This window comes from Amycolatopsis sp. cmx-4-83 (assembly GCF_046548815.1).
Lineage (GTDB): Bacteria > Actinomycetota > Actinomycetes > Mycobacteriales > Pseudonocardiaceae > Amycolatopsis > Amycolatopsis pretoriensis_A.
The window spans coordinates 264,101-288,561 of sequence record NZ_JAEBEF010000001.1 but is presented as its reverse complement, the minus strand read 5'-3'; the positions used below and the strand labels follow the sequence as shown (position 1 = coordinate 288,561).

General features: G+C 70.8%; 28 protein-coding genes. 16 read left to right on the top strand and 12 right to left on the bottom strand.

Annotated elements, in window-relative coordinates; genetic code table 11:
• The first annotated feature begins 10 nt into the window (after window positions 1-10).
• Window positions 11-877, top strand: a complete 867-nt coding sequence (gene purU, locus ACLJQM_RS01525) for a formyltetrahydrofolate deformylase (protein WP_410629833.1) — start codon at window positions 11-13, stop codon at window positions 875-877.
• A 20-nt stretch (window positions 878-897) separates the two neighbouring features.
• Here the strand turns inward: purU and ACLJQM_RS01520 are convergent, their stop codons facing one another.
• Entirely contained in the window at window positions 898-1,947 is a 1,050-nt protein-coding gene (locus ACLJQM_RS01520) for an NAD(P)-dependent alcohol dehydrogenase (protein WP_410629831.1), read from the bottom strand.
• Between the two features lie 103 nt (window positions 1,948-2,050).
• Between ACLJQM_RS01520 and ACLJQM_RS01515 the strand changes: the two genes are divergently transcribed.
• The 3 genes from ACLJQM_RS01515 (at window position 2,051) to ACLJQM_RS01505 (ending at window position 3,964) form a co-directional block, all read left to right on the top strand.
• Window positions 2,051-2,659, top strand: coding sequence for a TetR/AcrR family transcriptional regulator (locus ACLJQM_RS01515; protein ID WP_410630273.1), 609 nt, complete (start codon window positions 2,051-2,053; stop codon window positions 2,657-2,659).
• A 62-nt stretch (window positions 2,660-2,721) separates the two neighbouring features.
• On the top strand, window positions 2,722-3,336 hold the full coding sequence (locus ACLJQM_RS01510) for a pyridoxamine 5'-phosphate oxidase family protein (RefSeq protein WP_410629829.1): 615 nt from the start codon (window positions 2,722-2,724) through the stop codon (window positions 3,334-3,336).
• Window positions 3,337-3,340: 4 nt separating this feature from the next.
• On the top strand, window positions 3,341-3,964 hold the full coding sequence (locus ACLJQM_RS01505) for an HAD family hydrolase (RefSeq protein ID WP_247015457.1): 624 nt from the start codon (window positions 3,341-3,343) through the stop codon (window positions 3,962-3,964).
• Here ACLJQM_RS01505 and ACLJQM_RS01500 read toward each other — a convergent pair.
• On the bottom strand, window positions 3,961-4,977 hold the full coding sequence (locus ACLJQM_RS01500; protein WP_360767866.1) for an NADP-dependent oxidoreductase: 1,017 nt from the start codon (window positions 4,975-4,977) through the stop codon (window positions 3,961-3,963). The genes ACLJQM_RS01505 and ACLJQM_RS01500 overlap by 4 nt on opposite strands.
• Before the next feature lie 95 nt (window positions 4,978-5,072).
• A complete protein-coding gene (locus ACLJQM_RS01495; protein WP_247015461.1) occupies window positions 5,073-5,507 on the bottom strand; it encodes an SRPBCC family protein in 435 nt (144 codons plus the stop codon).
• Between the two features lie 197 nt (window positions 5,508-5,704).
• Here ACLJQM_RS01495 and ACLJQM_RS01490 point away from each other — a divergent pair, with 197 nt between their 5' ends.
• From ACLJQM_RS01490 to ACLJQM_RS01465, 6 genes are read left to right on the top strand one after another with little or no spacing between them, the layout of a single operon-like run.
• On the top strand, window positions 5,705-6,421 hold the full coding sequence (locus ACLJQM_RS01490) for a GntR family transcriptional regulator (RefSeq protein WP_410629826.1): 717 nt from the start codon (window positions 5,705-5,707) through the stop codon (window positions 6,419-6,421).
• 11 nt (window positions 6,422-6,432) lie between these two features.
• A complete protein-coding gene (locus ACLJQM_RS01485; protein WP_410629824.1) occupies window positions 6,433-6,660 on the top strand; it encodes a ferredoxin family protein in 228 nt (75 codons plus the stop codon).
• On the top strand, window positions 6,657-8,045 hold the full coding sequence (locus ACLJQM_RS01480) for an ABC transporter substrate-binding protein (protein ID WP_410629822.1): 1,389 nt from the start codon (window positions 6,657-6,659) through the stop codon (window positions 8,043-8,045). Before ACLJQM_RS01485 ends, ACLJQM_RS01480 begins: the two co-directional genes overlap by 4 nt.
• On the top strand, window positions 8,042-8,875 hold the full coding sequence (locus ACLJQM_RS01475; protein ID WP_410629820.1) for an ABC transporter permease: 834 nt from the start codon (window positions 8,042-8,044) through the stop codon (window positions 8,873-8,875). The genes ACLJQM_RS01480 and ACLJQM_RS01475 overlap by 4 nt, the downstream gene beginning before the upstream one ends.
• A complete protein-coding gene (locus tag ACLJQM_RS01470) occupies window positions 8,872-9,591 on the top strand; it encodes an ABC transporter ATP-binding protein (protein WP_410629818.1) in 720 nt (239 codons plus the stop codon). Before ACLJQM_RS01475 ends, ACLJQM_RS01470 begins: the two co-directional genes overlap by 4 nt.
• On the top strand, window positions 9,588-12,260 hold the full coding sequence (locus ACLJQM_RS01465) for a fumarate reductase/succinate dehydrogenase flavoprotein subunit (protein WP_410629816.1): 2,673 nt from the start codon (window positions 9,588-9,590) through the stop codon (window positions 12,258-12,260). The genes ACLJQM_RS01470 and ACLJQM_RS01465 overlap by 4 nt, the downstream gene beginning before the upstream one ends.
• Window positions 12,261-12,363: 103 nt before the next feature.
• On the opposite strand, the gene ACLJQM_RS01460 is transcribed toward ACLJQM_RS01465, so the two are convergent.
• Window positions 12,364-13,215: an NAD(P)H-binding protein gene (locus tag ACLJQM_RS01460; RefSeq protein ID WP_410629814.1), complete on the bottom strand. Its 852-nt coding sequence runs from the start codon at window positions 13,213-13,215 to the stop codon at window positions 12,364-12,366.
• A 59-nt stretch (window positions 13,216-13,274) separates the two neighbouring features.
• Here ACLJQM_RS01460 and ACLJQM_RS01455 point away from each other — a divergent pair, with 59 nt between their 5' ends.
• Window positions 13,275-13,766: a MarR family transcriptional regulator gene (locus ACLJQM_RS01455; protein WP_410629812.1), complete on the top strand. Its 492-nt coding sequence runs from the start codon at window positions 13,275-13,277 to the stop codon at window positions 13,764-13,766.
• 29 nt (window positions 13,767-13,795) lie between these two features.
• The gene (locus ACLJQM_RS01450; RefSeq protein WP_410629810.1) at window positions 13,796-14,569 is read left to right on the top strand and encodes a class I SAM-dependent methyltransferase; all 774 of its coding nucleotides are present in this window, start codon (window positions 13,796-13,798) and stop codon (window positions 14,567-14,569) included.
• On the opposite strand, the gene ACLJQM_RS01445 is transcribed toward ACLJQM_RS01450, so the two are convergent.
• Window positions 14,566-15,489, bottom strand: a complete 924-nt coding sequence (locus ACLJQM_RS01445) for an ABC transporter substrate-binding protein (RefSeq protein ID WP_360767855.1) — start codon at window positions 15,487-15,489, stop codon at window positions 14,566-14,568. The genes ACLJQM_RS01450 and ACLJQM_RS01445 overlap by 4 nt on opposite strands.
• A gap of 139 nt (window positions 15,490-15,628) precedes the next feature.
• On the opposite strand from ACLJQM_RS01445, the gene ACLJQM_RS01440 reads away from it, so the two are divergent.
• Together ACLJQM_RS01440 and ACLJQM_RS01435 are read left to right on the top strand one after the other, a co-directional pair.
• Complete coding sequence (locus tag ACLJQM_RS01440; RefSeq protein WP_247015471.1) at window positions 15,629-16,321, top strand: ABC transporter permease; 693 nt, start codon at window positions 15,629-15,631, stop codon at window positions 16,319-16,321.
• Window positions 16,318-17,025: an ABC transporter permease gene (locus tag ACLJQM_RS01435; protein ID WP_247015473.1), complete on the top strand. Its 708-nt coding sequence runs from the start codon at window positions 16,318-16,320 to the stop codon at window positions 17,023-17,025. Before ACLJQM_RS01440 ends, ACLJQM_RS01435 begins: the two co-directional genes overlap by 4 nt.
• On the opposite strand, the gene ACLJQM_RS01430 is transcribed toward ACLJQM_RS01435, so the two are convergent.
• A complete protein-coding gene (locus ACLJQM_RS01430; protein WP_410629806.1) occupies window positions 17,022-17,585 on the bottom strand; it encodes a cadmium resistance transporter in 564 nt (187 codons plus the stop codon). The two genes, ACLJQM_RS01435 and ACLJQM_RS01430, sit on opposite strands and share 4 nt — an antisense overlap.
• A gap of 156 nt (window positions 17,586-17,741) precedes the next feature.
• Between ACLJQM_RS01430 and ACLJQM_RS01425 the strand changes: the two genes are divergently transcribed.
• Entirely contained in the window at window positions 17,742-18,908 is a 1,167-nt protein-coding gene (locus ACLJQM_RS01425; protein WP_410629804.1) for a helix-turn-helix domain-containing protein, read from the top strand.
• Between the two features lie 65 nt (window positions 18,909-18,973).
• Window positions 18,974-19,792 (top strand): hypothetical protein, encoded by an 819-nt coding sequence (locus ACLJQM_RS01420; RefSeq protein WP_410629802.1) that lies wholly within the window; start codon window positions 18,974-18,976, stop codon window positions 19,790-19,792.
• Window positions 19,793-19,805: 13 nt separating this feature from the next.
• Here ACLJQM_RS01420 and ACLJQM_RS01415 read toward each other — a convergent pair whose 3' ends face one another.
• From ACLJQM_RS01415 to ACLJQM_RS01390, 6 genes are all read right to left on the bottom strand, one after another.
• Window positions 19,806-21,227: an aromatic amino acid lyase gene (locus tag ACLJQM_RS01415; protein WP_410629800.1), complete on the bottom strand. Its 1,422-nt coding sequence runs from the start codon at window positions 21,225-21,227 to the stop codon at window positions 19,806-19,808.
• Window positions 21,224-22,231, bottom strand: coding sequence for an ornithine cyclodeaminase family protein (locus ACLJQM_RS01410; RefSeq protein WP_360767845.1), 1,008 nt, complete (start codon window positions 22,229-22,231; stop codon window positions 21,224-21,226). The genes ACLJQM_RS01415 and ACLJQM_RS01410 overlap by 4 nt, the downstream gene beginning before the upstream one ends.
• Window positions 22,228-22,770, bottom strand: coding sequence for a YbaK/EbsC family protein (locus ACLJQM_RS01405; RefSeq protein WP_247015481.1), 543 nt, complete (start codon window positions 22,768-22,770; stop codon window positions 22,228-22,230). Before ACLJQM_RS01405 ends, ACLJQM_RS01410 begins: the two co-directional genes overlap by 4 nt.
• Window positions 22,771-22,886: 116 nt before the next feature.
• Window positions 22,887-23,180: a DUF2516 family protein gene (locus tag ACLJQM_RS01400; RefSeq protein WP_247015483.1), complete on the bottom strand. Its 294-nt coding sequence runs from the start codon at window positions 23,178-23,180 to the stop codon at window positions 22,887-22,889.
• A gap of 84 nt (window positions 23,181-23,264) precedes the next feature.
• A complete protein-coding gene (locus ACLJQM_RS01395) occupies window positions 23,265-23,954 on the bottom strand; it encodes a hypothetical protein (RefSeq protein WP_360767841.1) in 690 nt (229 codons plus the stop codon).
• Complete coding sequence (locus ACLJQM_RS01390; RefSeq protein WP_360767838.1) at window positions 23,951-24,376, bottom strand: helix-turn-helix domain-containing protein; 426 nt, start codon at window positions 24,374-24,376, stop codon at window positions 23,951-23,953. The genes ACLJQM_RS01395 and ACLJQM_RS01390 overlap by 4 nt, the downstream gene beginning before the upstream one ends.
• Window positions 24,377-24,461: the final 85 nt, after the last annotated feature.

The following is a 24,461-nucleotide window of genomic DNA, read 5'->3' as shown; positions in this document are numbered from 1 at the left end:
GAATGCCGTCGTGACCGCTCCCGAACGCCGCTACGTCATCACCTTCGGCTGCCCCGACCGCACCGGCATCATCGCCCGGATCTCCGGGTTCCTCGCCGAGCACGGCGGCTGGATCGTCGAAGCGGCCTACCACACCGACCCGGACACCGGCTGGTTCTTCACCCGCCAGGTCGTCCGGGCCGACTCGCTCCCGTTCGATGCCGCCGAGCTGCGCGCGCGCTTCGGCGAGGTGGCCGCGGACCTGTCCGCGGAGTCGAGCTGGCAGGTCAGCGACACCGGCGAGCGGCGCCGCGCGGTGGTGCTCGTCTCGAAGGCCGGGCACTGCCTGTACGACCTGCTCGGCCGGGTCGCTTCCGGCGAACTCGACGTCGACATCGCGGCGGTGATCGGCAACCACGAGTCCCTCGCCGACATCACCCGCGCGCACGGCATCCCGTTCCACCACGTGCCGTTCCCGGCCGGGGGCAAGGAAGCCGCGTTCGAAGAGGTCCGCGAGCTGGTCGACGAACACGACCCGCACGCGGTGGTGCTGGCCCGGTTCATGCAGATCCTGCCCGCGGACCTGTGCCGCGACTGGGCCGGGCGGGCGATCAACATCCACCACAGCTTCCTGCCGTCGTTCGTCGGCGCGAAGCCGTACCACCAGGCCCACACCCGCGGCGTGAAGCTGGTCGGCGCGACCTGCCACTACGTGACGGCGGACCTCGACGCGGGCCCGATCATCGACCAGGACGTCATCCGCGTCGACCACGGCGACTCGGTCGAGGACATGGTCCGGAAGGGCCGCGACATCGAGAAGGTGACGCTGGCCCGCGGCCTGCGCTGGCACCTGGAGAACCGCGTGCTGGTGCACGGCAACCGCACCGTGGTGTTCTGACGCGGTTGCCGTGCTCTTCCTCAGGCGCCGATCGTCTTGGCGTCGATCACGAAGCGGTAGCGCACGTCGGAGTTCTCGACGCGCTCGTAGGCCTCGTTGACCTTGGCGGCCGGGATCGTCTCGATCTCCGCGCCGATGCCGTGCTTCGCGCAGAAGTCCAGCATCTCCTGAGTCTCCGCGATGCCGCCGATCATCGAGCCGGCCAGCACCTTGTTGCCGCCGAGCAGCGAGAACGCGTTGTAGTTCAGCGGCTCGCCGGGCGCGCCGACGTTGACCATCGCGCCGCCGACCTTGAGCAGGCCCAGGTAGGCGTCGATCGGCAGCTTGGCCGACACGGTGTTGAGGATGACGTCGAACTTGCCCTTGAGGACGTCGAACGTCGCTTCGTCGCTGGTCGCGTAGTAGTCGGTCGCGCCGAGCTTCAGGCCGTCTTCCTGCTTCTTGAGGCTCTGGCTCAGCACGGTCACCTCGGCGCCCATCGCGGCGGCGATCTTGACGCCCATGTGCCCCAGCCCGCCGAGGCCGATCACGGCGACCTTCTTGCCGGGGCCGGCGCCCCAGTGGTGCAGCGGCGAGTAGGTGGTGATGCCCGCGCACAGCAGCGGCGCGGCGACGTCGAGGTCGATGCCTTCGGGGATGCGGCAGACGAAGGCGTCCTTCACGACGATCTGGTTGCTGTAGCCGCCGTAGGTGTTCTCACCGTCGAAGCCGACGCCGTTGTAGGTCTGGACGTTGCCCTTGACGCAGAACTGCTCGGTGCCGGCCAGGCAGTATTCGCACTCGCCGCAGGAGTCGACCATGCAGCCGACGCCGACGCGGTCGCCGACCTGGTACGTCGTGACGTCCGAGCCGACCGCGGCGACGACGCCGGCGATCTCGTGGCCCGGGACCATCGGGAAGATCGCCTGGCCCCAGTCTTCCTTGGCCTGGTGGATGTCGCTGTGGCAGATGCCGGCGTAGGCGATGTCGATCAGGACGTCGTCGGCACGCAGGTCACGGCGCTCGATCGTGGTCGGTGCGAGCGGCGCACCCGGCGCCGGTGCGGCAATGGCGTGCGTGGTGGTGCTCATGGAACCCTCCAGGTTCAAGTACCGTTGGTCCTCGTAAGAGGTCTCTTACATGTCTACGTAAGAGAGGTCTTACATATTTCGATCGGGAGATGTGAACCAGCTCATGGGCGGCAAGTACCACCACGGCGACCTCCGCGGCGAGCTCGTGCGCGTCTCCCTCGACCTCATCGCGGAGCAGGGGCTGGCCGGCTTCTCGGTCGCCGAGGTCGCCCGGCGCGCGAAGGTCAGCCCGGGCGCGCCTTACCGCCACTTCGCCGACCGCGAGAGCCTGCTCGCCGAGGTCGCGTGCACGATCGCCTGCCAGCTCGCCGAGCGCGTCGCCACCGCGGCGGCCGAGCACACCGACCCGGCGGACGCACTGGCCGCGGCGGCCGGCGCCTACACCCGCTACCTGATCGAGCGGCGGGCCGGGATGAACGTCCTCTACGCCGACGGCCTGCACGGCCCCGAGCAGACCGAGCTGCACGAACAGACCCGGCGGCTGACCGACGAGTTCCTGATGCGCTGCCTGGCGGTCGCGCCGGACCCGGCGACGGCGCTGGAGCTGATGGAGCAGCTGTTCACCCAGGCGCACGGCTACGGCACGTTCCAGCTCGACGGCGTCTTCGTGAAGCACGGCTATTCGGTGGACCTGGTGGTCGAAAAGTCGACGACGGCGGCCCGCATCGCGATCGCGGGCCGGACGGGCGCTCCGATCGGCCACCGGCCCTGACCGGAGGTGCGACGGCTGCTGGGCAGTCCCGTTTTGTCGGTGGGGCGCGCTAGCTTGGGCGCATGGGGATCATCGACTCACACGAGGCCTTGCGGGACCTGATCGGCGAAGCCAAGCCGATCACCCAGCAGAAGATCATCGACCGGATCGACGAGCACGCGCGGAACCTGATCGCGCACTCGCCGTTCGTCCTGCTGGCGACGTCCGCCCCCGACGGCAGCTGCGACGTCTCGCCGCGGGGCGACCCCGCGGGCTCCGTCCTGGTGCTCGACGACAAGACCCTCGTGCTCGCCGACCGCCCCGGCAACAAGCTGATCGACAGCTTCCGCAACATCATCGACAACCCGCACGCCGGCCTGCTGTTCCTGGTGCCGGGGATGAACGAGACGCTCCGGGTGAACGGCCGCGCGAAGCTGGTCTCGGACGCGCCCTTCTTCGACTCGCTGGTGGTGCGGGGCAAGCGGCCGAAGCTCGCGGTGGTCGTCGAGGTCGAAGAGCTGTACATGCACTGCGCGAAGGCGTTCCTGCGATCCTCGCTGTGGGACCCGGCGACCTGGCCGGACCGCTCGACGCTGCCGACGCTCGGCACGATCATGCGCGACCAGATGGCGCTGCCGATGTCGGCCGAAGAACTCGACGCGGGACTCAACGAACGGGCGCTGACCAAGCAATACTGAACCCATGCTCTGCGTCTTCGACGTCAACGAGACCCTGCTCGACCTCGCTGCCATGGACGCCGTCGTCGGCGGGCCCGACGTGCGGCGGGAGTGGTTCGGGCTGGCCATCCACACCGTCCTGACCGTGACGGCCACCGGCGGCTACCGCGACTTCGCGGGCATCGCCGGGGAAGCCGCGATCGAGGTCGCCGACCGGCACGGGCGGGAAGTCGACCTCGCGAAGGTCGCCGCGGGTCTGCGCTCGCTGCCCGCGCACCCGGACGTCGAACCCGGCCTCGCGAAGCTGCGCGAAAAGGGACACACCGTCGTCGCGCTGACGAACTCGCCGCTCGCCACCGCCGAGGCGCAGCTGCAGAACGCCGGGCTGGCGCCGCTGCTCGACCGGATCTTCTCGGCCGAGCAGGTCGGCAGGCTCAAGCCCGCGCCCGAGCCGTACCGCCAGGTCGTGGCCGCGTACCCCGGGATGCGGGCGGTGATGATCGCGGCGCACGACTGGGACATCGCGGGCGCCCAGGCGGCGGGCCTCGAGACGGCGTTGCTCACCCGTCCCGGCGTCCGCCCGCTGCCCGGTTCGCCCGCGCCCACCTACACCGCGTCGACCCTGCCGGAGCTGGCCGGACTGCTCTAGTCGGCGATGCGGACCAGCATCTTGCCGGTGTTGGCCCCGGACAGCAGGCCGAGGAACGCCTCGGGCGCGTTGCGGATGCCGTCGACGAAGGTCTCCGAGTACTTGATCTGCCCGGACTGCACCAGCGGCGCGATCTCGGTGACGAACTGCTCCTGCAGGCCCCAGTGGTCCAGCACCAGCAGGCCGCGGATGGTGATCCGCTTGGCGATGATCTGCGAGAGGTTGCGCGGCGCCGGCGTCGCCTCGGTGGCGTTGTACTGCGAGATCATCCCGCAGACGGCGATGCGGCCGTGCACGGTGATCGCGTCGATCGCCGCTTCGAGGTGCTCGCCGCCGACGTTGTCGAAGTAGACGTCGATGCCCTCGGGCGCCGCGGCGTGCAGCTGCTCGGCGACCGGGCCGTCCTTGTAGTTGAAGGCCGCGTCGAAGCCGAGGTCGTCGATCAGGTGGCGGACCTTCTCCGCCGAACCCGCCGAGCCGATGACCCGCTTGGCGCCCTTCAGCTTCGCGAGCTGCCCGACGAGCGAGCCGACCGCACCGGCCGCGCCGGAGACGAACACCGTGTCGCCCGGCTTGAACTCGGCCGACTCCAGCAGGCCCGCGTACGCCGTGAGGCCCGGCATGCCGAGCACGCCGAGGTACGTCGACAGCGGGGCGGCGTCGCCGTCCACCTTGACGAACCGCTTGGCGTCGAGCACGGCGTGCGTGCGCCAGCCGGCCTGGTGGAGCACGTGGTCACCCGGCTTCACGCCGTCCACGTGGGACTCGACGACCTCGCCGACCGCCCCGCCGTTCATGACCTCGCCCACCTCGAACGGCGGCGCGTAGGACTTCACGTCCCGCATCCGGCCGCGCATGGCCGGGTCGACGCTCATGACCAGGTTGCGCACCAGGATCTGGCCCTCGCCCGCAGCGGGGATCCCGGTGTCCACGATCTCGAAGTTGTCGTGCGTGGGGACGCCGTGCGGGCGGGACGCGAGCCGGATCTCGGTCGCCTGGGTGGGTGCGTTCACCGTCGAACTCCTCAAGTCGGTCGAAGCGGGGCAGGCGCCCCGGATTCCACCGGGTAGAACCGGCTAACCGGGGCGCACATTCCGATTGTGACGCGCTACACGATCTCGGCGAGCTTCCCGAGCACGCCGTCGTAGATCTTCTTCAGCCCACCCGGCGCGAAGGTCTTCTCGAAGAAGCCACCGACACCACCGGCACCGTCCCAGGTGGTCTCGATCTTCACGACGCTCTTCTCACCGGCCTCGGCGACCGTCCACGTGGTGACCATGCTCGAGTTCGCGTCGGTCTCGACCAGCGTGCCGGGCTTCGGCTCGCTGACCGTGGCCTTCACGTCGCGCACCCGCTTGGACGTCGCCTGCAGCTTCCAGCCCGCCTTGGTCCCGGCGCCGACCCCGCCTTCGGTGACCTCGTAGTCGCGGTAGTGCTCGGTGAGCAGCTTCGGGCGCGTCTCGGCGTAGTCGGCGACGAGCGCGCGAACCTTGTCGGCCGGAGCGTCGATGGTGCGCTCCGCGGTGGCCGTGACCTTTCCCATTTCACTCCTTCTGGCGAGCTTCGCGAACAGACTCCACGATTCCACCGCGACGCGCACCTCCTGCGCGCGGCCCGGACGTCCCAGATAGTGAGCGGCGGAAGTCCGGTCTGGACACCTGTTTGCGCTGGTCAGCGCCTTGATCACCGGGCCGGAAGTGGCGTAACACGGTGTTAACGTCCGCTGGCCATCCTCCCGCCATGCCCACCACATCCCGCCGGAGCAGGTCCGACGCCGCCCGGCAGCTCGCCGACCTGCTGCGCCGTCAGGTGCTGGCCGAGGAAGCGCTGCCGTGCGAGGAAGACCTCACGGTGGAGTTTTCGGCGACCCGCAACACCGTGCGGGAAGCCCTCGCGCTGCTGCGCGACGACGGCCTGATCGCGCGCCAGCCCGGCGTCGGCACGGTCGTCGTCGGGCACAAGTACCCGCACGGGCTCAACCGGCTGGCCGGGCTCGCCGAGGTGCTGCGCGAACACGGCGAAGTCACCAACGACGTCCGGGCGGCGGACCTGGTGCCCGCGCCGGCCGTCGTGGCGCGCCGGCTGGGCGTGCCCGAGCGCTCCGAAGTCGTCTACCTCGAGCGGCTGAGAAGGCTCGACGGCGTCCCGCTGTCGCTCGACCTCACCTACCTGCTGCCCGAAATCGGGAAACCGCTGCTGGCGCACGACCTCGCCGGGCGGGACGTCTTCGCGCTCATCGAGGAGACGTCCGGGCAGCGGCTGGGCTACGCCGACATCGACGTCGAAGCGCTCAACGCCGACGCCGAGACGGCCGCGGTCCTGGACGTCCAGCCGGGCGCAGCGCTGCTGCGGTGGGAACGCCTGACGCACTTCGCCGACGGCCGTCCCGTCGACCTCGAATACATCCGCCTCCGGGGCGACCGCCTGACCATGCGGGCCCGCCTCGACCGTTCCTGAAGGAGATCGCCGTGCCCCTCGTGCCGAACCGGGTCGACGTCCCGGTCACGATCGACGAGTCGAAGTGCCTCGACGGCTGCCGGCTCTGCGTCGACATGTGCCCGCTCGACTCCCTCGCCATCGACCCGGACACCGACAAGGCGTACATGCACGTCGACGAGTGCTGGTACTGCGGGCCGTGCGCCGCCCGCTGCCCGACCGGCGCGGTGACCATCGCCATGCCCTACCTGCTGCGGTGAAGGCCGTCAGACTGCTCCTCGCCGCCGCGCTGCTGGCCGCGGGCTGCACTGCGAACGCGGCGTCCTCGAGCGACGTTGACGTCGTCATCGGCTACCAGTCGAAGACGATCAACACCGTCACCGCGGGCACGCTGCTGCGCTCACTGGGGTACTTCGAGCAGCGCCTGGCCGCGCTCGGCAAGCGCGACGGTAAGCGCTATCACGTCACCTGGCAGGACTATTCGACCGGCGCCCCGATCACCGCGCAGATGGTCGCGGGCAAGATCGACATCGGCTCGATGGGCGACTACCCCATGCTCATCAACGGTTCCCGCACGCAGGAGTTCGGCGACGGGCGCACCAAGCTGATCGCCACCACCGGCTACAACCTGCTCGGCGCGCTCAACATGGTCGTCGTGCCACCGGGTTCACCGGCGCACACCCTGGCCGACCTGCGCGGGAAGAAGATTTCGGCGAGCATCGGCTCGGCCGGCCACGGCACCACCGTGCACGCGCTGGGGGACATCGGGATCGCCCCCGGCGACGTGCACATCCAGAACCAGGCGCCCGCGGTCGGCGTGTCCGGGCTGCAGTCCGGCGCGGTCGACGCGCTCGGGCAGTTCGTCGCCTGGCCGGGCCAGCTGGTGTTCGCGAACCAGGCGCGGCTGCTCTACGACGGCTCGGCGCTGAAGCTGCCGACGTGGCACGGCGTCGTCGCCCGGGAGTCCTACCTGGACGGTCACCACGACGTCGTCACGGAATTCCTGCGTGCGCAACGGGAAGCGACGGACTACCTGCACGCGCACCCGATGGACGCGGCGCTGAAGGTCGCGTCCGCCACCAAGCTGCCGCCCGAGGTCGTCTACCTCTACAACGGCGCCGGCGGCATGGTCACCTTCGACCTGCCGCTCAAGCACCCATTGATCGCCGCGCTCGAAACGGACGCGCCGTTCCTGCGGTCGATCGGCAACATCAAGCGGCTCGACCTCGGCGCGTTCGTCGACGACCGCTACCTGCGGGAGGTCTACGGCCCGGCCTACGACACCGCGGTGTCCGCTTTGGACAACCCGGCGCCGGTCACCGGCTTCGACACGACGTGCTCCCGGCCGGTCACCGATCCGCGGACCGCGGGCGAGCTTTGGCTGGCCGGCGAGCCCGCGACGCACCCCGCCGCCACCCCGGCGTGCCTGCTGAAAGCCGTGGCGCACGCCGGGAAACCGGTCCGCGCCGCCTACGTCCCCGACGCCGCCACCGGCACCCGCTGGTTCGCGGACAAGGCCGTCTGGGTGCGGGACGCGGGCGGCGCGCTGCTGCCGTTCACCACCGAAGACGGCGCCCGCGCCCACCTCGCCGGGCACCCCGGCGCGATCGTCAGCTACGCGCAAGCCGTGGAGGAGTCCCGATGACCCAGACCCTCGAGCACGAACCCACCGCGGTCGAAGCCCCGCCCGCGCCACCCAGACGCCGGTTCGGCCGGTTCGCCGTCCGCGCGCTCAGCGTCGTCGCAGCGCTGGTGCTGTGGGAGGTGCTGACCGCGTTCGACGTCGACCTGTGGCTGCACTTCGACCGGCTGCCCACCCCGGTCGAGGTCGCCCGCGACCTCGGCTACCAGCTCGGCACCGCCGTCTACTACCAGGACCTGCTCGATTCCCTGCGCCGGATCGTCACCGGGTTCGCGCTGGCGGCGGTGTTCGGCATCGGCCTCGGCACGGCGATCGCGCGCTCGCGCGGCACGTCCGACGTCGTCCAGCCGCTGCTGGAGGTGCTGCGGCCGATCCCGGCGATCGCGATGGTGCCGATCGCGATCCTGCTGTTCCCCACCAACGAGCAGGGCATCGTCTTCATCACCTTCGTCGCCGCGTTCTTCCCGGTGGTGGTCTCGACCCGGCACGCGGTGCGCGCCCTGCCGCTGGTCTGGGAGGACGCGATCCGCACAATGGGCGGCTCGCGGCGGCGCGTGCTGTGGAACGTCGTGCTGCCGGGCGCGTTGCCCGGGGTGTTCGGCGGGTTGTCCGTCGGCATGGGCGTTTCGTGGATCTGCGTGATCTCGGCGGAGATGATCTCCGGCGAGTTCGGCGTCGGCTACCGGACCTGGCAGGCCTACACCGTCGTCGACTACCCCGGCGTCATCGTCGGGATGCTCACCATCGGCCTGCTCGGCTGGGTCACCTCGGCCGCCGTCGAACTGCTGGGCCGCCGCGCCACCCGCTGGCTGCCCCGAGGGGAGAACTCATGACTCTGCGCACCGAGCACCTGACCGTCCACTACGGACAGCGAGCCGTGCTGTCCGGGATCGACCTCGACGTCGCCGACGCGGAGATCCTCGCCGTGACCGGCCCGTCCGGCTGCGGCAAGTCGACGCTGCTGCGCGCGCTGGCCGGGCTGCTGCCGGTGTCGGCAGGCCGGATCCTGTCCGCGGGCGTCCCGGTGACCGGCACCTCGGCCGAGCGCGCGCTGGTGTTCCAGGACGACGGGCTGCTCCCCTGGCGTTCGGTCCGCCGCAACGTCGAGCTGCCGCTGGCCATCCGGCGCGTGCCGCGGGTGCGGCGGCGCGCCGAAGCGGAGTCGTGGCTGGCCCAGGTCGGGCTCGACGGCTACGAAGACCACCTGCCGCGGGAGCTGTCCGGCGGTATGCGGCAACGCGTCCAGCTCGCCCGCACGCTGGCCGGGTCGCCGCGGGTGATCCTGGCCGACGAGCCCTTCGGCGCGCTCGACGCGCAGACCCGCACGGCCATGCAGCGCCTGCTGGTCGAGGTCTGGCGCAAGCGGCCGACGACGGTGGTGTTCGTGACCCACGACGTCGACGAAGCGCTGTTCCTCGCCGACCGCGTCGCGGTGCTGACCCGCGACGGGCGGCTGGCGAAGATCGTGGAGTCGTCGAGCCCGCGGACCGCCGGACCCGCCGCCGCGGCCGAGCGCGCCGAGGTCCTGGGCGGGCTGGTGGCGGCATGACGTTCGAAGCGCCCCCGGTGTCCTCGCGGACGCACTTCGAGACCGACGTCCTGGTGATCGGCGGCGGGACGGCCGGGACCATGGCCGCGCTGACCGCCGCCGAGCACGGCGCGAACGTGCTGCTGCTGGAAAAGGCGCACGTCCGGCACTCGGGCGCGCTCGCGATGGGCATGGACGGCGTCAACAACGCGGTCATCCCCGGCAAGGCGACGCCCGAGGACTACGTCGCCGAGATCACCCGCGCCAACGACGGCGTCGTCGACCAGTCCACTGTGTACCAGACGGCGAGGCGCGGCTTCGCCATGGTGCAACGGCTGGAGAAGTACGGCGTCAAGTTCGAAAAGGACGAGTACGGCGAGTACGCGGTGCGGCGCGTGCACCGCTCCGGCAGCTACGTCCTGCCGATGCCGGAGGGCAAGGACATCAAGAAGGTGCTCTACCGCGTGCTGCGGCAGAAGCAGATGCGTGAGCGCATCACGATCGAGAACCGCGTGATGCCGGTGCGGGTGCTGACCGCCGGCGGCCGCGCGGTCGGCGCCGCCGGGTTCAACACGCGGACCGGGGAGTTCGTCACGGTGTCCGCGTCCGCGGTGATCCTCGCGACCGGCCCTTGTGGACGGTTGGGGCTCCCGGCCAGCGGCTACCTCTACGGCACGTACGAGAACCCGACGAACGCCGGCGACGGGTACGCGATGGCGTACCACGCGGGCGCGGAGCTGTCCGGCATCGAGTGCTTCCAGATCAACCCGCTGATCAAGGACTACAACGGCCCGGCCTGCGCCTACGTCGCCAACCCGTTCGGCGGCTACCAGGTCAACGCGGCGGGCGACCGGTTCGTCGACTGCGACTACTGGTCCGGGCAGATGATGGCCGAGGTCTCGCGCGAGATCTCCTCGGCGCGCGGGCCGATCTACCTCAAGCTGACGCACCTGCCCGAGGAAACGCTGGGCGCGCTGGAGAACATCCTGCACACGACGGAACGCCCGACGCGGGGCACGTTCCACGCCACCCGCGGCCACGACTACCGCACGCACGACGTCGAGATGCACATCTCGGAGATCGGCCTGTGCGGCGGCCATTCGGCGTCCGGCGTCCGGGTCGACGAGAACGGCGCGACGACGGTGCCGGGCCTGTACGCGGCGGGCGACCTCGCGTGCGTGCCGCACAACTACATGATCGGCGCGTTCGTCTACGGCGACCTCGCGGGTGCGCACGCTTCGGGGTCCTTGCGCCCTCCGGTTCCGTTGCCCGAGGACCAGATCGCCGCGGCGCATGCGCTGATCTACCGGCCGCTGTCCACTCCGGACGGTCCGCCGCAGCAGCAGGTGGAGTACAAGCTGCGCCGGTTCGTCAACGACTACGTCGCCCCGCCCAAGACGACGGCGAAGCTGGAGATCGCGCTCGAGACGTTCGCGCGGATGTCCGCGGAGATCGAGTCGATGGGCGCGCGGACGCCGCACGAGCTGATGCGCTGCGCGGAGGTGACGTTCATCCGGGACTGCGCGGAGATGGCGGCCCGGGCGTCGCTGGTCCGGACCGAGAGCCGCTGGGGCCTCTACCACGACCGGACCGACCACCCGGGCCGCGACGACGTGTCGTGGCTGGCCCACCTCGACCTGCGCAAGACAGCGGACGGCGAGATGGAGTTCGTGAAGCGCCCGGTGGCGCCGTACGTCGTGCCGGTGCCGGAGTTTTCGGTTCCGGAGTTCCCGGCCGAGGTCCTGGGTACGCACACGGCGTTCAGCGGGCACACCCCACCGGACGTGGCCACGACGGCGCCGGCGCGGACGCATTCGTCGCCGCGGGTGCTGGAGGTCGTCGCGATGGCGGAGGAACAGCCTCCGCTGGCGGCGCTGTCCCCCTACTTGGCGGATCCGGACGCGGAAGTCCGGACGACGGCGATCGCGGTCCTCACCGAGTCGGCCCCGGACGGCTTCGGCCCGGCGCTGGTCACGGCGTTGCACGACATCGACGCCCGCGTCCGCGCCGCGGCGGCGGCCGGGCTCCGGGAACTGGTGGAGGTGCTTTCGCCGTCGTCCGCGCTGGGCGACGGACTGCGGTCGGCCTTGCCGGTGTCGGACGCGGAGGTGCGCTCGGTGGCCCTGGACGTCCTGCGCGCGCTGCGGCTGGGCGATGCGCCGTTCTTCGCGGCGTCGTTGACCGACCCGTCGGTGGCCGTCCGCTTGGAGGCGATCCGCGGCTTGGTCTCCCTGGACGCGGCTTCGACCCTGGCGGACGCGGCTTCGGACGCGTCCCGCGAGGTCCGCGTCGCGGTGGCGGCCGGCTTGGGCACGATCGGCGACCCGCGTTCCACGGCAACGGTGGCCACCCTGGCCACCGACCCGGACCCGTTGGTGCGGGCGGCGGCCCTGACCGCCGCAGCCGACCTCGGCTGCGGCGGCGACCTGTCCCAGCTGGCGTTCGCGGCCCTGGCGGACCCGGCCTGGCAGGTCCGCCGGGGTGCGGCGACGGCGTTGGGTGCGCTGGCCGAGCCGTCGGAACCGCTGTTGGGGGCGCTGGAGGACGACCACCCGAACGTCCGCCGCGCCGCTGTCCAGGCCCTCGGCAAGTGGGCGGCCGCTCCGGAGGTGGCAGCGCGCTTGCGGGCGCGCCGCACCGACTCGGACGCTGACGTTCGCGCGTACACCCGGATGGCGCTGGAGGGCTGAGGGGACCACCGGTACCGGCCCGCGAGCGCATTCCGAGCGGGAACGGCCGCAGGAGCCCTGCCTCGAACGGCCCGGCCCGGCCCACGGCGACCGACTGCACCGATCACCCCGCGGCGCGGAAATCCGCGGCGTGGTCGGCCGCCCAGTCCGCGAAGGTCCGGGCCGGGCGGCCGAGGATCTTCTCCACCTCGGCCGTCGGCGGGAACTGCGGGCGCGCGAGGTGGGCGGCGTAACGCACCATCATCGCCGTCACGAACGGCTCCGGAAGGCCACCCGCGACCATCCCCCGCGCGGCCGCCTCGGCCGGCACCTCGTGGAACCGCAACGGCCGGCCGAGCACCTCGCCGAGCACCCGCACCATCTCCGCGTGCGACAGCGATTCCGGACCGGTCAGGTCGAAGCGGCCGAGCACGTCATCGTCGACGAGCGCGCGGACCAGCACCGCGACCAGGTCCCGTTCGTGGAGCGGCGACTCCTCGAACCCGGCGTGCACGTACCGGACGTCGTCGCCGGCGCGGATCTGCGCGCCCCACGCGGTCAGCGCGTTGAGGGCGAACGAACTCGGCCGCAAGCTCACCCACTCGAGCCCGCTCGTCGCGGCGGCGTCGTCAGCCTCTTTGTTGCGGTCGCCGCGGAACCGGGACGGCTGCGCCGCGAGGTCATCGTCCACATTGGCCGCGGAGAGCGCGACCACCCGGCGGACGCCGGCCTCGCGGGCCAGCGCGACCAGGTCGTGCGCGGCAGCGCCGACGGCCCGCGGGTGGAGGAACAGCGCCGACGCACCCCGCAGCGCGTCCGCGAGGGTCTCCGGGCGCGAGGGATCGCCCTCGACCACCTCGACGTCCGATGGGAAGCCCGCCGTGCGCGGCGTGCGGGTGACGACCCGGGCACGGCCGCCCAGTTCAGCGGTGAGCGAGCGGCCGACCAGGCCGGTGGCTCCGGTGAGCACGATCATGGCGAACCCCCCGGGATAAGCTGATGCCTGAAGTCCAGATGATAAGAGGAGCATATCATATGACTTCCGTATCAGATGATGGTGCGGGCGTCCGCCGACGCCGGTCGACCGTGGCTGTGAAGGAGTCGCTGCGCGAGCTGCGCAACCAGCTCTCCCTCCTGAACCACCAGGTCAGCGCCCACCTCGCGCTCAAGGACGTCGACCTGGACTGCCTCGAGCTGATCGCCCGGCACGGTCCGCTCAGCCCCAGCGCGCTGGCCCGCCGCGCCGGCCTGCACCCGGCGACCATGACCGGCATCCTCGACCGGCTCCAGAAGGGCGGCTGGATCGTCCGCGAGCGCGATCCGGAGGCCGCCGACCGGCGTTCGGTGGCGGTGCGTGCCGTCCGCGGCCGCAACGCGGAGCTGTTCCGGCTCTACGCGGGGATGAACACGGCGATGGACGAGCTCTGCGCCGGCTACAGCGAAGAAGAACTGGCGCTGATCGCCGGCTTCCTGCGGCGCACGACGTCAGCGGGCCACACCGCGACCGGCGAGCTGGCGAAGGACTGACCAGCGCTTTTTGTGCTGTACTCGGGGGCATGTGGCAGTCAGGCGACGCTTACGAGGCCTACATCGGACGCTGGAGCCGCAAGATCGCGGAGACGTTCGTCCGGCAGCTCGACGTCCCGGCGAGCCGGCGCTGGCTCGACGTCGGCTGCGGCACGGGTGCGTGTACGGCCGCGGTGCTGAAGGCGGCGAACCCGGCGGAGGTCGTCGGCGCCGACCCGTCCGAGGGGTTCCTCGAGACCGCCCGCGCGAGCGTGACCGACCCGCGGGCGTCGTTCACCCTGGCCGATGCCCGAGAGCTGCCGTTCCCCGATGACCGCTTCGACGTCGTGGTGTCGGGGCTGGTGCTGAACTTCGTCCCGGACCCGGCGCGCGCGGCGGCGGAGATCGCCCGGGTGAGCGCGCCGGGCGGGCTCGCCGCGGCGTACCTGTGGGACCTCGCCGAGGGCATGGAACTGATCCGCCGCTTCTGGGAGGCGGCCGGCGAGCTCGACCCGGTCGCCGCCCTCGACGAAGGGCGCCGCTACCCGCTGTGCCGCCCGGAACCCCTCGGCAGGCTGTGGACGGAAGCCGGCTTCACCGGGGTGTCCGTCGGGGAGATCAAGATCCCGACGGTGTTCCGCGACTTCGACGACTACTGGCAGCCGTTCCTCGGCGCGCAGGGCCCGGCCCCGGCGTACCTCGCGTCGCTGCCCGAGGCCCGCCGGGACCAGATCCGTGAACTCCTGTGCAGCCGCCTGCCCACGAACCCGGACGGCTCGCTCCCCCTCTGGGCGAGCGCCTGGGTCGTGCGCGGGACCGCTTAGAGACCGGCCTGCGCCAGCCAGTCCTTCGCGACGTCTTCGGCCTTTTCCCCGTCGGAGTCGACGCGCTTGTTCAAGTCGCGCATGACGTCGGTCGTCAGCTTCGCGCTCACCGCGTTGACGGCGGTCGCGAAGTCCGCGCCGCGCTCGTCGAGCACCTTCTTGTTCACCGCCGGCACGACGTTCTCGGTCGGCACGATGTTCAGGTCGTCCTTGAGCACCGTGTAGTTCGAGTCGCCGGTCAGCGGGCTGACCGAGTCGACCGGGATGACCGTGACGGCCCCGGACTTGAGCTGCTCGACCCGCGGCCCGGCTTCCTGGATGGTCTGGAAGGTCGCGTTCGTCAGCTTGTAGGTCTCCTTGAAGCCGAGGAAGCACGGAAGGCGCTTCTCGCACTCCGGCGGGCCCGCCATGACGACCTTGTCGAGCTTCTTCAGGTCGCTGATGGACGCGATGCCCTTTTCCTTGGCCAGGTCCGACTTGACGATGTAGGTGTTCTTGTCCTCGGCGGGCGCGTAGTTCAGCAGCCCGACGCCGCTGGGCTCGAACAGCTTGGCCAGCTGGTCGTGCTCCTCCTGCGCGCTCTTGCCCGCCTCCTTGCCGAAGCCGGTGGTGATCGCCGCGCCCTGGTACTCCGGGACGAACTGCAGCTCACCGGACTTGAGCGACGGGTAGATCAGCTCCCGCGAGCCCAGGTTCAGCTTCTTCGTCACCGGGTAGCCCTTGGCCTCCAGCGCCTGGGCGTAGATCTCGGCGAGGATCTGGCTGTCGGTGAAGTTGAAGGACGCGACGACGATCGGCGCCCCGCCCTTGCTCTGCGCGGCGGGCTTGTCACCGCTGTCGCTGCCACCACCACAGGCGGCCAAGCCGAGCGTCGCCGCGACGGCCACCGCCACCACGGACGCGTTCCGGAACCAGCGCACGAATCCCCACTCCCTCGTCACTCGAACAGACGAAAGGACCCTAGCGCCGCCCCCCGACAAGAATCCACATGTTGGGAGAAGAGCGTCCATTTTCCCAGCGTGCGGAATCCGAACGGCCCGATCGGGGTAAGGTCGCCGGGTGCACGTGAGCGCGGTGACGCCGCTGGCCGCCGACAGCGGGCCGCCGATCTTCCAGTGGAAGTGGGTGGACCGCAACGCCGACGACATCGTCCAGCGGCTGGTCGAACACATCTCCCTGACCGGTGTCGCCCTCGGCGCCGGGCTGGTCGTCTCGATCGCGCTGGCGCTGCTGTCGTTGCGCTTCCGCTGGTCCTACGGGGTCATCCTGAGCGCGGCGGGCGCGTTGTACGTCATCCCGAGCCTGGGCGCGTTCGCGGTGCTGGTGCCGTTCTTCGGGCTGTCGTTCGCCTCGGCGGTGATCCCGCTGGCGACGTACACGCTGCTGATCCTGGTCCGCAACATCGTGACCGGCGTCGACCAGGTGCCGAACGAAGTCCGCGAAGCCGCGATCGGCATGGGGTACACGCGCGGCAGGCTGCTGTGGCAGATCGAGCTGCCGCTCGCGCTGCCGGTGGTGATCGCCGGGCTGCGCGTCGCGGCGGTGACGACCATCGGCCTGGTCACGGTGACGTCCATGCTCGGCCTCGGCGGCCTGGGCTACTTCATCCGCCACGGCATCCAGACGGCGACGCCCAACCCGACGGAGATCATCGTCGGCGTCGGGCTGTCGGTGGTGCTGGCGGTGGTCGTGGACCTCCTGCTGTGGCTCAGCGAGCGGGTGCTGGCGCCCTGGACCCGGAAGGCGCGATGAGCTTCTTCGACCAGCTGGACGCGTGGCTCGCGGACCCGAACCGCTGGAGCTGGACGGACAAGGCGGGCGTCCCGTACCGGACGGTGGAGCACCTCAGGTTTTCCCTGCTGGCACTGGTGATCGCGGCGGTGCTGACGATCCCGCTGGCCCTGTGGCTGGCCCACTACCGCCGCGGCGCGTTCCTGGCCAGCAGCGCGGTCAACATCGGGCGCGCGATCCCGAGCTTCGGGCTGATCATCCTGTTCTGGTTCCTGGCGAGCCGCTGGGAGCTGGACACGACGTTCTGGCCGCTCCTGCTCGCGCTGGTGGCCCTGGCGGCGCCCCCGCTGTTCACCAACACGTACGCGGGCGTGGTCTCCCTGGAGCAGGAGACGGTCGACGCCGCCCGCGGCACGGGCTACCGCGAGTGGCAGATCATGCTGCGGCTGGAGCTCCCGCTGGCCTCCCCGGTGATCCTGGCGGGCGCCCGGGTCTCGTTCCTCCAGCTGATCGCGACGGTGGCGATCGGCGCGATCGTCAACGACGGCGGCGGCTTGGGCCGCTACATCGTCGACGGCTTCGCGCTGGGGGCGCAGGGTTACGGCCAGATCTTCGCGGGCGGCCTGGCGGCGGTGCTCCTGGCTTTGCTGTGCGACGGGGCTTTCGCGCTGATCACGCGGCTGGCGACGCCGCGGGGGCTGGCACTGCAGAACGCCCGCCGCTAGAACACCCCGGCGAGGATCGACACCCCGAGCGCGACGAGCACCACGGGCAGCACGACGTGCCCCCACCGCGCGAGCACCCGGGCAACGGCGGGCCGGGTCGCGAGGAACCGCCCGGCCACGCACCAGACGGCGAGGCCCACGAGGAAGACCACGACGTACCCGGCCGGCCCGGCGGCGCCGCTCGCAGCGAAGGCGGGAACGTAGACGCCGACGTTGTCGCCCCCGTTGGCGAAGCACACGAGCGCGATCCCGAGCACCCCGGCGGCCAACGCGGTTTCGCCGTCTTCGGTGCGCCACGCCTGCCAAGCCGCGCGAAGGCCGAGCAGGATCGGCAGGACTCCCAGCCACCGGACGAACCCGCCGGGCAGCAACCCGGCCCCGAGCGCCCCCGCGACGGAGACGGCGAGGATCGCGGCGAAGCCGAGGAACTGCCCGGCGACGACCTCGGCTTCCCCGCGCCGCCCGGCGGCTTGCCCGAAGAAGACGGCCAAGAGCACGAGATCGTCGACGTTGGTGACGGCGAACATCGCGGCCGCTTGCCCGATCAGCCCGAGGGTCATCCCGGCCCTTCCAGTGAACCCGTGACCACCACCTCACCCACGGGGTTGCGCAAAGCCATCACTTGCCCGCTCATGACAAGTGACTTTTTCGGGTAACTTTACCCGAACTGTTCACTTTACCGAACGGGTAAAGTTCTATTTTACGGGCAAGTTTCGTTGCCCGACGACTTGCCCGCATGCCACACTCAGCTGGTGGAAGAGTGGGAAAACAGCGAGAACGACCTGGTCACCCAGGCCGTGCAGGCTCTGCGATCACTCCTGGGCGATGGCTGGGAGGTCGCCGACACCACGGTGCACAAGAGCGGCTCGCAACGCTCCTTCTTAGACGCCCACCTGACGATCACCCCGCCGGACCGCGGCCGGTACACCGAAGTGCTGGTGTCCGCACACCGCAGCATGACACCGAAGGCAGCACAGCGGGACATCGGTCTCATCCAGGAGATCCTCGGCCAGACGAGCAGCCCGCCGAACCTTCTCGTCGTGGCGCCGTGGCTTTCCCCGCGCACGCAGCACGAGCTGCGGGTGCGAGGAGCCGGCTACCTCGACCTGACCGGCAACGTCGACTGGTCGGTACGGGTGCCTTCCATCAGGATCTTCACCCAAGGCGCCGCCAAGGCACCCCGGCAGAACAACGCGGCGACGAAGAACGTGACCCTTGCGGGACCGCGGGCCGGCCGGATCGTCCGGTTCCTGACCGATTTCGAACCGCCTTACCGGGCAACCGAAATCGCGGAGGAGAGCGGAACCAGCCTTCCGTGGGTGTCGAGGCTGCTGGGACAGCTCGAAGACCAGCTGTTGATCGAACGCGACGGACGCACGATCGTGCGGGCCGATTGGGAAGGCCTCATCCGCGCTCGCGCCCAAACGTACAACCTGCTCCGGAACAATTCTTTCGTCGGCATGGTCTCCCCGACCGGCCCCGATGCCGTGCTGCGAACTCTGCGCGAGCTGGGATCCCCGAACTCCGACATCGCCGTCACCGGCCCGTTCGCCTCGCGTGCGATCGCCCCCTTGTCCGCCGGCGGGCAGCTGATGCTCTACGTCGAAGCCGGACCGCACACACCGGACGTCTGGGCCGAAAGACTCGGGCTCCTGCGGACGGAAGGCGAAGCGGACGTGCTGTTCTTGCGCGCTCACGATGACATCGTCTTCAGCCGGACCCGGCAGGTCGATGGTGTCACCCACGTAGCCCCCACCCAGCTCGTGCTCGACGGGCTGGAAGGCCCTGGCCGAATGCCGGCCGAAGCCGAAGCCGTCCTGAAGTACCTGGCCTCCGACACCGGCGCTTGGCGGATTCCGTGGCGCCGGGTTTCTTCCGCCTAGCCAGCTCCGAAAAGAATGTGAGAATCCAGTTGTCGAAGGTCCCCGACGGCGCCACGATCGATGAAGTGACGCCCGTCGCCCGACGAGTGCTGCTCAACGGCTTGATCGCCCTCGAGGCCCACCGCGAAGCCGTCACGGTGGTCCGAGCGCAGGCTGTTCACCTCCTCACCGCGCACGTGCCGATCACCGTGGGCACGTTCACCTCCGACGGCGACCTCGGTCTGGATCCGGCGCTGCTCGCCGACGAACCACTGATCCAAAAAGCGCTGCTCGAAGCCGGGTTCGAACGGCTGGATCCCCACCAGGCCGGCCTTTGGTTTCGCTGCGAGGAGATAGCCGGTAAGAGTGTGCCGGTGGAGCTCGACCTGCTCATCGGCACGACGCTGGCGGACACCGGACGGCGCAGTGTCCACATCGAGCCGCACGACAAGATGGCCGCCCGAGCTGTGCCGGGGCTGGAGCCCGCCGTCGTCGACCGGGAGCTCATGGTCATCGCCGCGCTGGAAGAGTCAGACCCTCGCGAAGTCGCCGTGCACGTCGCGGGGCCGGCGGCGCTGTTGGTGGCGAAGAGCCACAAGCTCCACGACCGTTTCGCCGACAGTGCGAAGGACCCCGGTCGCCTCCACGCCAAGGACGCGGGCGACGTCTACCGGCTCATGGCAGGCACCCGCCCGTCCGATGTGGCACTCCGCTTCGACCGGCTACTGGCCGACGACCGGGTCGGTGCGGTCACCGCCATGGGGTTGGCTCACCTGCGTGAACAGTTCGGCGGCCGGGACGCACCCGGGGTCAGGCTGGCCGTCGCGGCGCTTGCGGGCGCTGTACCGGAAAGCACCGTCCGCAACTTCGCCCCCGCCTACGTAGCGGCTCTCCCCGAGGTGTGAACGCGCCCGAACGTCACCCCAGCGCGTCCGGGAGTGCCTCGATCAACCGCTGGACCTCCGCCCCCAGCGCGCGGTCCGCCTCGACCACCGGTACCACGGACCGCACCCACTCGTAAGCCTCGCGCAGCCCCGGCACCCCCTCGGCCGCCAGATACCGCGCCTGTGAAGCCGTGACCAGCTCACAAGCCGTGATCGCGAACAGGTGCGCGGCCGCCGCCCGCAGTTGCTCCCCCGCCGCCCAAGCGAACGCCTGCACGTCCTCCTGGCCGGCCGACGTGTCCACCGATCCCAGCGTCGCCGGCGTCGCCAGCCGCCGCAGCGCGTGCAGCTCGCCCACCGCCCGCTTGTGCAGCGGCACCAGCCCTGCCTGGGGTCCCGGGTCCCGCGTCAACTGCGCCGGCAACCCGCTGAACCGCTCGTCCAGCAACCGGTGCTGCCGCTGCACCGAAACCTCGCCCAGGTGCACGAGAGCCGCCGTCACCGCGTCCATCCGCAGGCCCAGGTCCACCGCGTGGTAGCCCGTCCCCGGGAGGAACGCGCCGCCGACGAACGAAGGCGAATCCCCCGGCATCGTCGCCCAGCGCCGGAAAGCCGACTCCAGTTCCGCGTTGACGCGCGAAGCGTGCGCCAGCGCCCGCGGCGCGACCCGCACCGAAAGCGGTGCCTGCACGACGCCCGCTCGCACGGGACCCGGGCCCGCCAGACCGCCCAGCGAAGACAACACCGACCGCAGGTGGTCGTCGCCGCCCGCCATGGCCGGGGAAAACACCTCCCGCGGGGCACCGAGGACGTCGATCGCCATCGCTTCGGTGAGCGTCTGCAGGCGGATGAGCTGCCGCGCGTCGGTCCAGCCGCGCTGGGCGTGCACCACCGCCAGCGGAGAACCCTGAAGCAGGGAAGCACCTTCCTTCGGCCCCAGCACGTACGGCGTGGCACCCCGCGAAGCGAGCGCCGTGGCCGCCGGGACTTCGACGCCGTCCTCGAGGACCGTGCCGATACCGAGGAATGTCTGGAACGCGTGCGCCAGCGGGATGATCTCGCCCGAACTGCCGAGCCCGGACCGCGGGACGGCGGGCGTGAACCCGTCGTTGAGCCGGTCCACCAGGAACTGCACCAGCTCCGCGCTCACCCCCGACCAGGGCTGCAGGAAGTCCCGCAACCGCACGACGAGCAGCGCGCGCACGTCGGCCGGCGGCAGCCACGGCGGGCCGCCGACCGCGCGGCCGATCAGCAGGTTGCGCTGGTGCTCGGCCTGCTGCCGCGCGTCGAGCGCCACCCCAGCCAGGCGGCCCATCCCGGTGTTCACGCCGTAGACCGGGACGTCGCCCTCAAGCGCCGTCAAGACCTCTTCCCGGCGCCGTCGCAGCTCCTCTACCAGCGGTTTGTCCAGAACCAACCGTTCACCGTCGGCGAAACCGCTGTCGGTGACGATCATCGGTACGGCAGCATGGTGCCGACGCCGGAAGCCTCGGCACGGGTGAGGATCATGTCCGCCACCGCGACGTCCGTTGTGGACAGTCCGCGGTGCCAGAACAGGATCCGCTCGGCGTCGTGCTCGCGGCCCGGCTTCTTCCCGGCCACGACGTCGCCGATCTCGGCGTGGACCCCGTCCGCGGTGAGGAGGCCGGCGTTGAGCTGCGGGCGCAGGGCGCCGAACCGCGGGTTGCCGGACTGCGATTCGCGCCAGTCGTCGACGACGACCTTGTCGATGTCGTCGAGCAGCGTGAGCTCCAGCGCGCTGATCGTGCCGTAGGGCACCAGGAAGGTGCCCGGCCGGAGGAACTCGCGGCGCACCAGCGCTTCGGGCTCGACCAGCCGGGAGGCCTCGACCTGGATGTCCGCGCCGTCCAGGGTCTCCTCGGCCGTGGCGCAGACGCGGACGTCCTTGCCGAGCCGTTCGGACAGCCGGCGGCCGAAGTCTTCGCGGGACTCCGGGCGCTTGCTGGTCACGCGGATCTCGGCGAAGTCGAACAACGAGTCGAGGAGGACGACGTTCCACCAGGCGGTACCGCGGGCGCCGATGTGCCCGAGCACCCGGGAACCCGGGCGCGCCAGGTACTTCGCGCCGACGGCGGTCATCGCGCCGGTGCGGGCCTCGGTGATCATCGTGCCGTCGACGATCGCCCGCGGCATGCCCGTGTCCGGGTCCAGCAGCAGGATCAACGCCATTTCGGAAGGGAGGCCCCGTTCGAAGTTCCCCACGAAGTCACCGACGACCTTCACGCCGCTGACCTGTTTCGCCGACAGGTGGCCGCGGAGGATGTTGAAGTGGCCCTTGCCGCCGTTGTCCGGCACGAGGTGCGTGCGCGGCTCGAAGACAACCTGGCCGCGGCCGTGGTCGGCGAGCACGTCCTCGACCGCGCCGACGATGTCCGCGTCCGTGATGCCGAGCGAGTCGATGTCGGCACCGGTCAGGTACCGGAGCCAGACCGACGTCACCGGGCGAGGTCCTCGATGACCTCGGCCCCGGGCAGCGAGGCCAGCGCGGCGCCGGAGATCAGCAGCTTGCTGCCGCGGATCCCGCTGCCGATGACGAGCTCGGGCGCGTCCGCGACGCGCCGGTCGAGCAGGATCGGCCACTCGGCGGGCAGGCCGACGGGCGTGATGCCGCCGTACTCCATGCCGGTCAGCGCGACGGCTTCGTCCATCGGCGCGAACGACGCCTTGCGGACGTCGAGGCGGCGCTTGATCACGCCGTTGACGTCGGCGCGGGTCGTCGCGAGCACGAGCGCGGCCGCGAACCGGACCTCGCCCGCGCGCTTGCCGGCGACGACGACGCAGTTGGCGGACGCCTCGAGCGGCGAGCCGTAGGCCTCGCAGAAGGCGGCGGTGTCGGCCAGCGAGGGATCGATCTCCGTAACGCCGACGGCGTCCGGGTCGGCCAGCGCGGCCAGCGCTTTGGCCACGGGCTCGGCGAGCAGGTCGGTACGGGTGGGTGCGGGAACGACGGTGAGGCTCCCGGCGATCGTCCAGGTCACCCCGACACCCTAGCTGTGCCGATCATCGCCGATCCGGCCACAGTCACGGCCGAATGACTTCGCGACGACGGCTGCCGGCCGTGCGGGGGTCGGCCTGCCTTTGGCCGAATCGGCGACTACCAGTTGGAGCCGCCGCGCTGGACCTCGATCAGCTTGGGGCGGACGTCCACGATGTAGACCAGCGCCGCGGCCATGGCGGGCACCCAGAAGATCATCCCCGGGCCCATGACGTCGAACAGCGCCATGGCGAGCGTCGCGGCGCCCGTGATCAGCATCCAGATCGGTTTGGTCTTGCGGTCGGCCGCGGAGTAGGCGTCCGCGCGCTGCAGCAACGCGTGCACGAAGGCGAAGAGGCCGACCAGCGCGCTGCCCCAGTGGACGACTTGGAGGATCCAGATGGCGACTAGCACAGCCACAGCTTACGGCAAACCGCCCGAACGACCCCGGCCCCGCCACCGGGCGTGCGGTGGCGGGGCCGGGCGTTCACGACGTTGTTACTTGTCGGTCTTCGGCGCGGCCGGCTTCTTCGCGGCGGCGCTCGTGGTGGTGCTGGTGGTGGTGCGGCGGGCCGGGGCGGCCGTCTTCGGAGCCGTCTTGTTCGCGACCTTGCGGCTCGCGGAACGGGTCTCGTGGGCGACGTCGTCGCCCAGCTCCTCGATGGCGTCGGCGGTCTCGCCGGCGACCTCGGTCACCTTGCGGGCGGTCTTCTCGCCCACCGAGCGGGTGCGCTTGGTGAAGGTGCCCAGCACGCCGTCGACGCGCTCGCGGACCTCGGTGGTGACGCCCTCGACCTGACCCTGCGCGGTGGTCAGGGCCTCCTCGAGCTGCTCGATGGCCTTCTTGACCTGCGGCTGCGCGGCGAACTTGTCCCACGCCTGCTCGCCCGACTCGGCCAGCTTGTTGTACAGCTTGAGCGCGGCCTCGGTGTACTCGTCGATGACCTTGCGCAGCTCGGCCGGGTCCAGCTTCTCGCGGAGGCTCTCGACGTCGGTCGGCAGCTCCTGCAGGTTCTTGCGGGCGGTCTCGCCGCTCTTGGTCACGTTCTCGCGGGCCTTCGCGACGGCGTCGGTGACGGCGTGCGTGGCCAGGTTGCCGGCGCCGAGCGCGGCGAGCAGCGGGGTGCGGACCTGGTCGATGGCGGTGGTGACGGCCTTCTTGACGTCCTCGGTCTTGGGGGTGGTCATGCTGACTCCTTGGTGTCTGCGACTGGCTTGGTGGCTGGGGTGTCCTCGGCGGGAGACGACTCGGCGGCCGGCCGTGCCGCGGCGTTCTCCCGGCGGAAGGACTCGTAAACGTCGAGCAGGACCTGCTTCTGCCGTTCGGTCAGCTCGGCGTCGGCGCGGATCGCGTCGCCCACCGGGCCGCCCGTCGGCAGATCGAGGATCCCGGCCTGCACGTACAGCGCTTCCGCCGAAATGCGCAGGCCCTTGGCGATCTGCTGCAGGATCTCCGCGCTGGGCTTGCGGACCCCGCGCTCGATCTGGCTCAGGTACGGGTTGGACACGCCGGCGAGCTTCGACAGCTGGCGCAACGAAATCTTCGCGGTGTTGCGCTGCTGGCGGATGTACTCGCCGATGTCGGAAGCGATGTCCGCGACCTTCTCCATGGGACCGCCGGATCCTGGCGGGGTCCCACCGGTTTCTGCCATCCGGTCACCTCCTCGCGACACCATCGACGGTACGCGCGAGTGC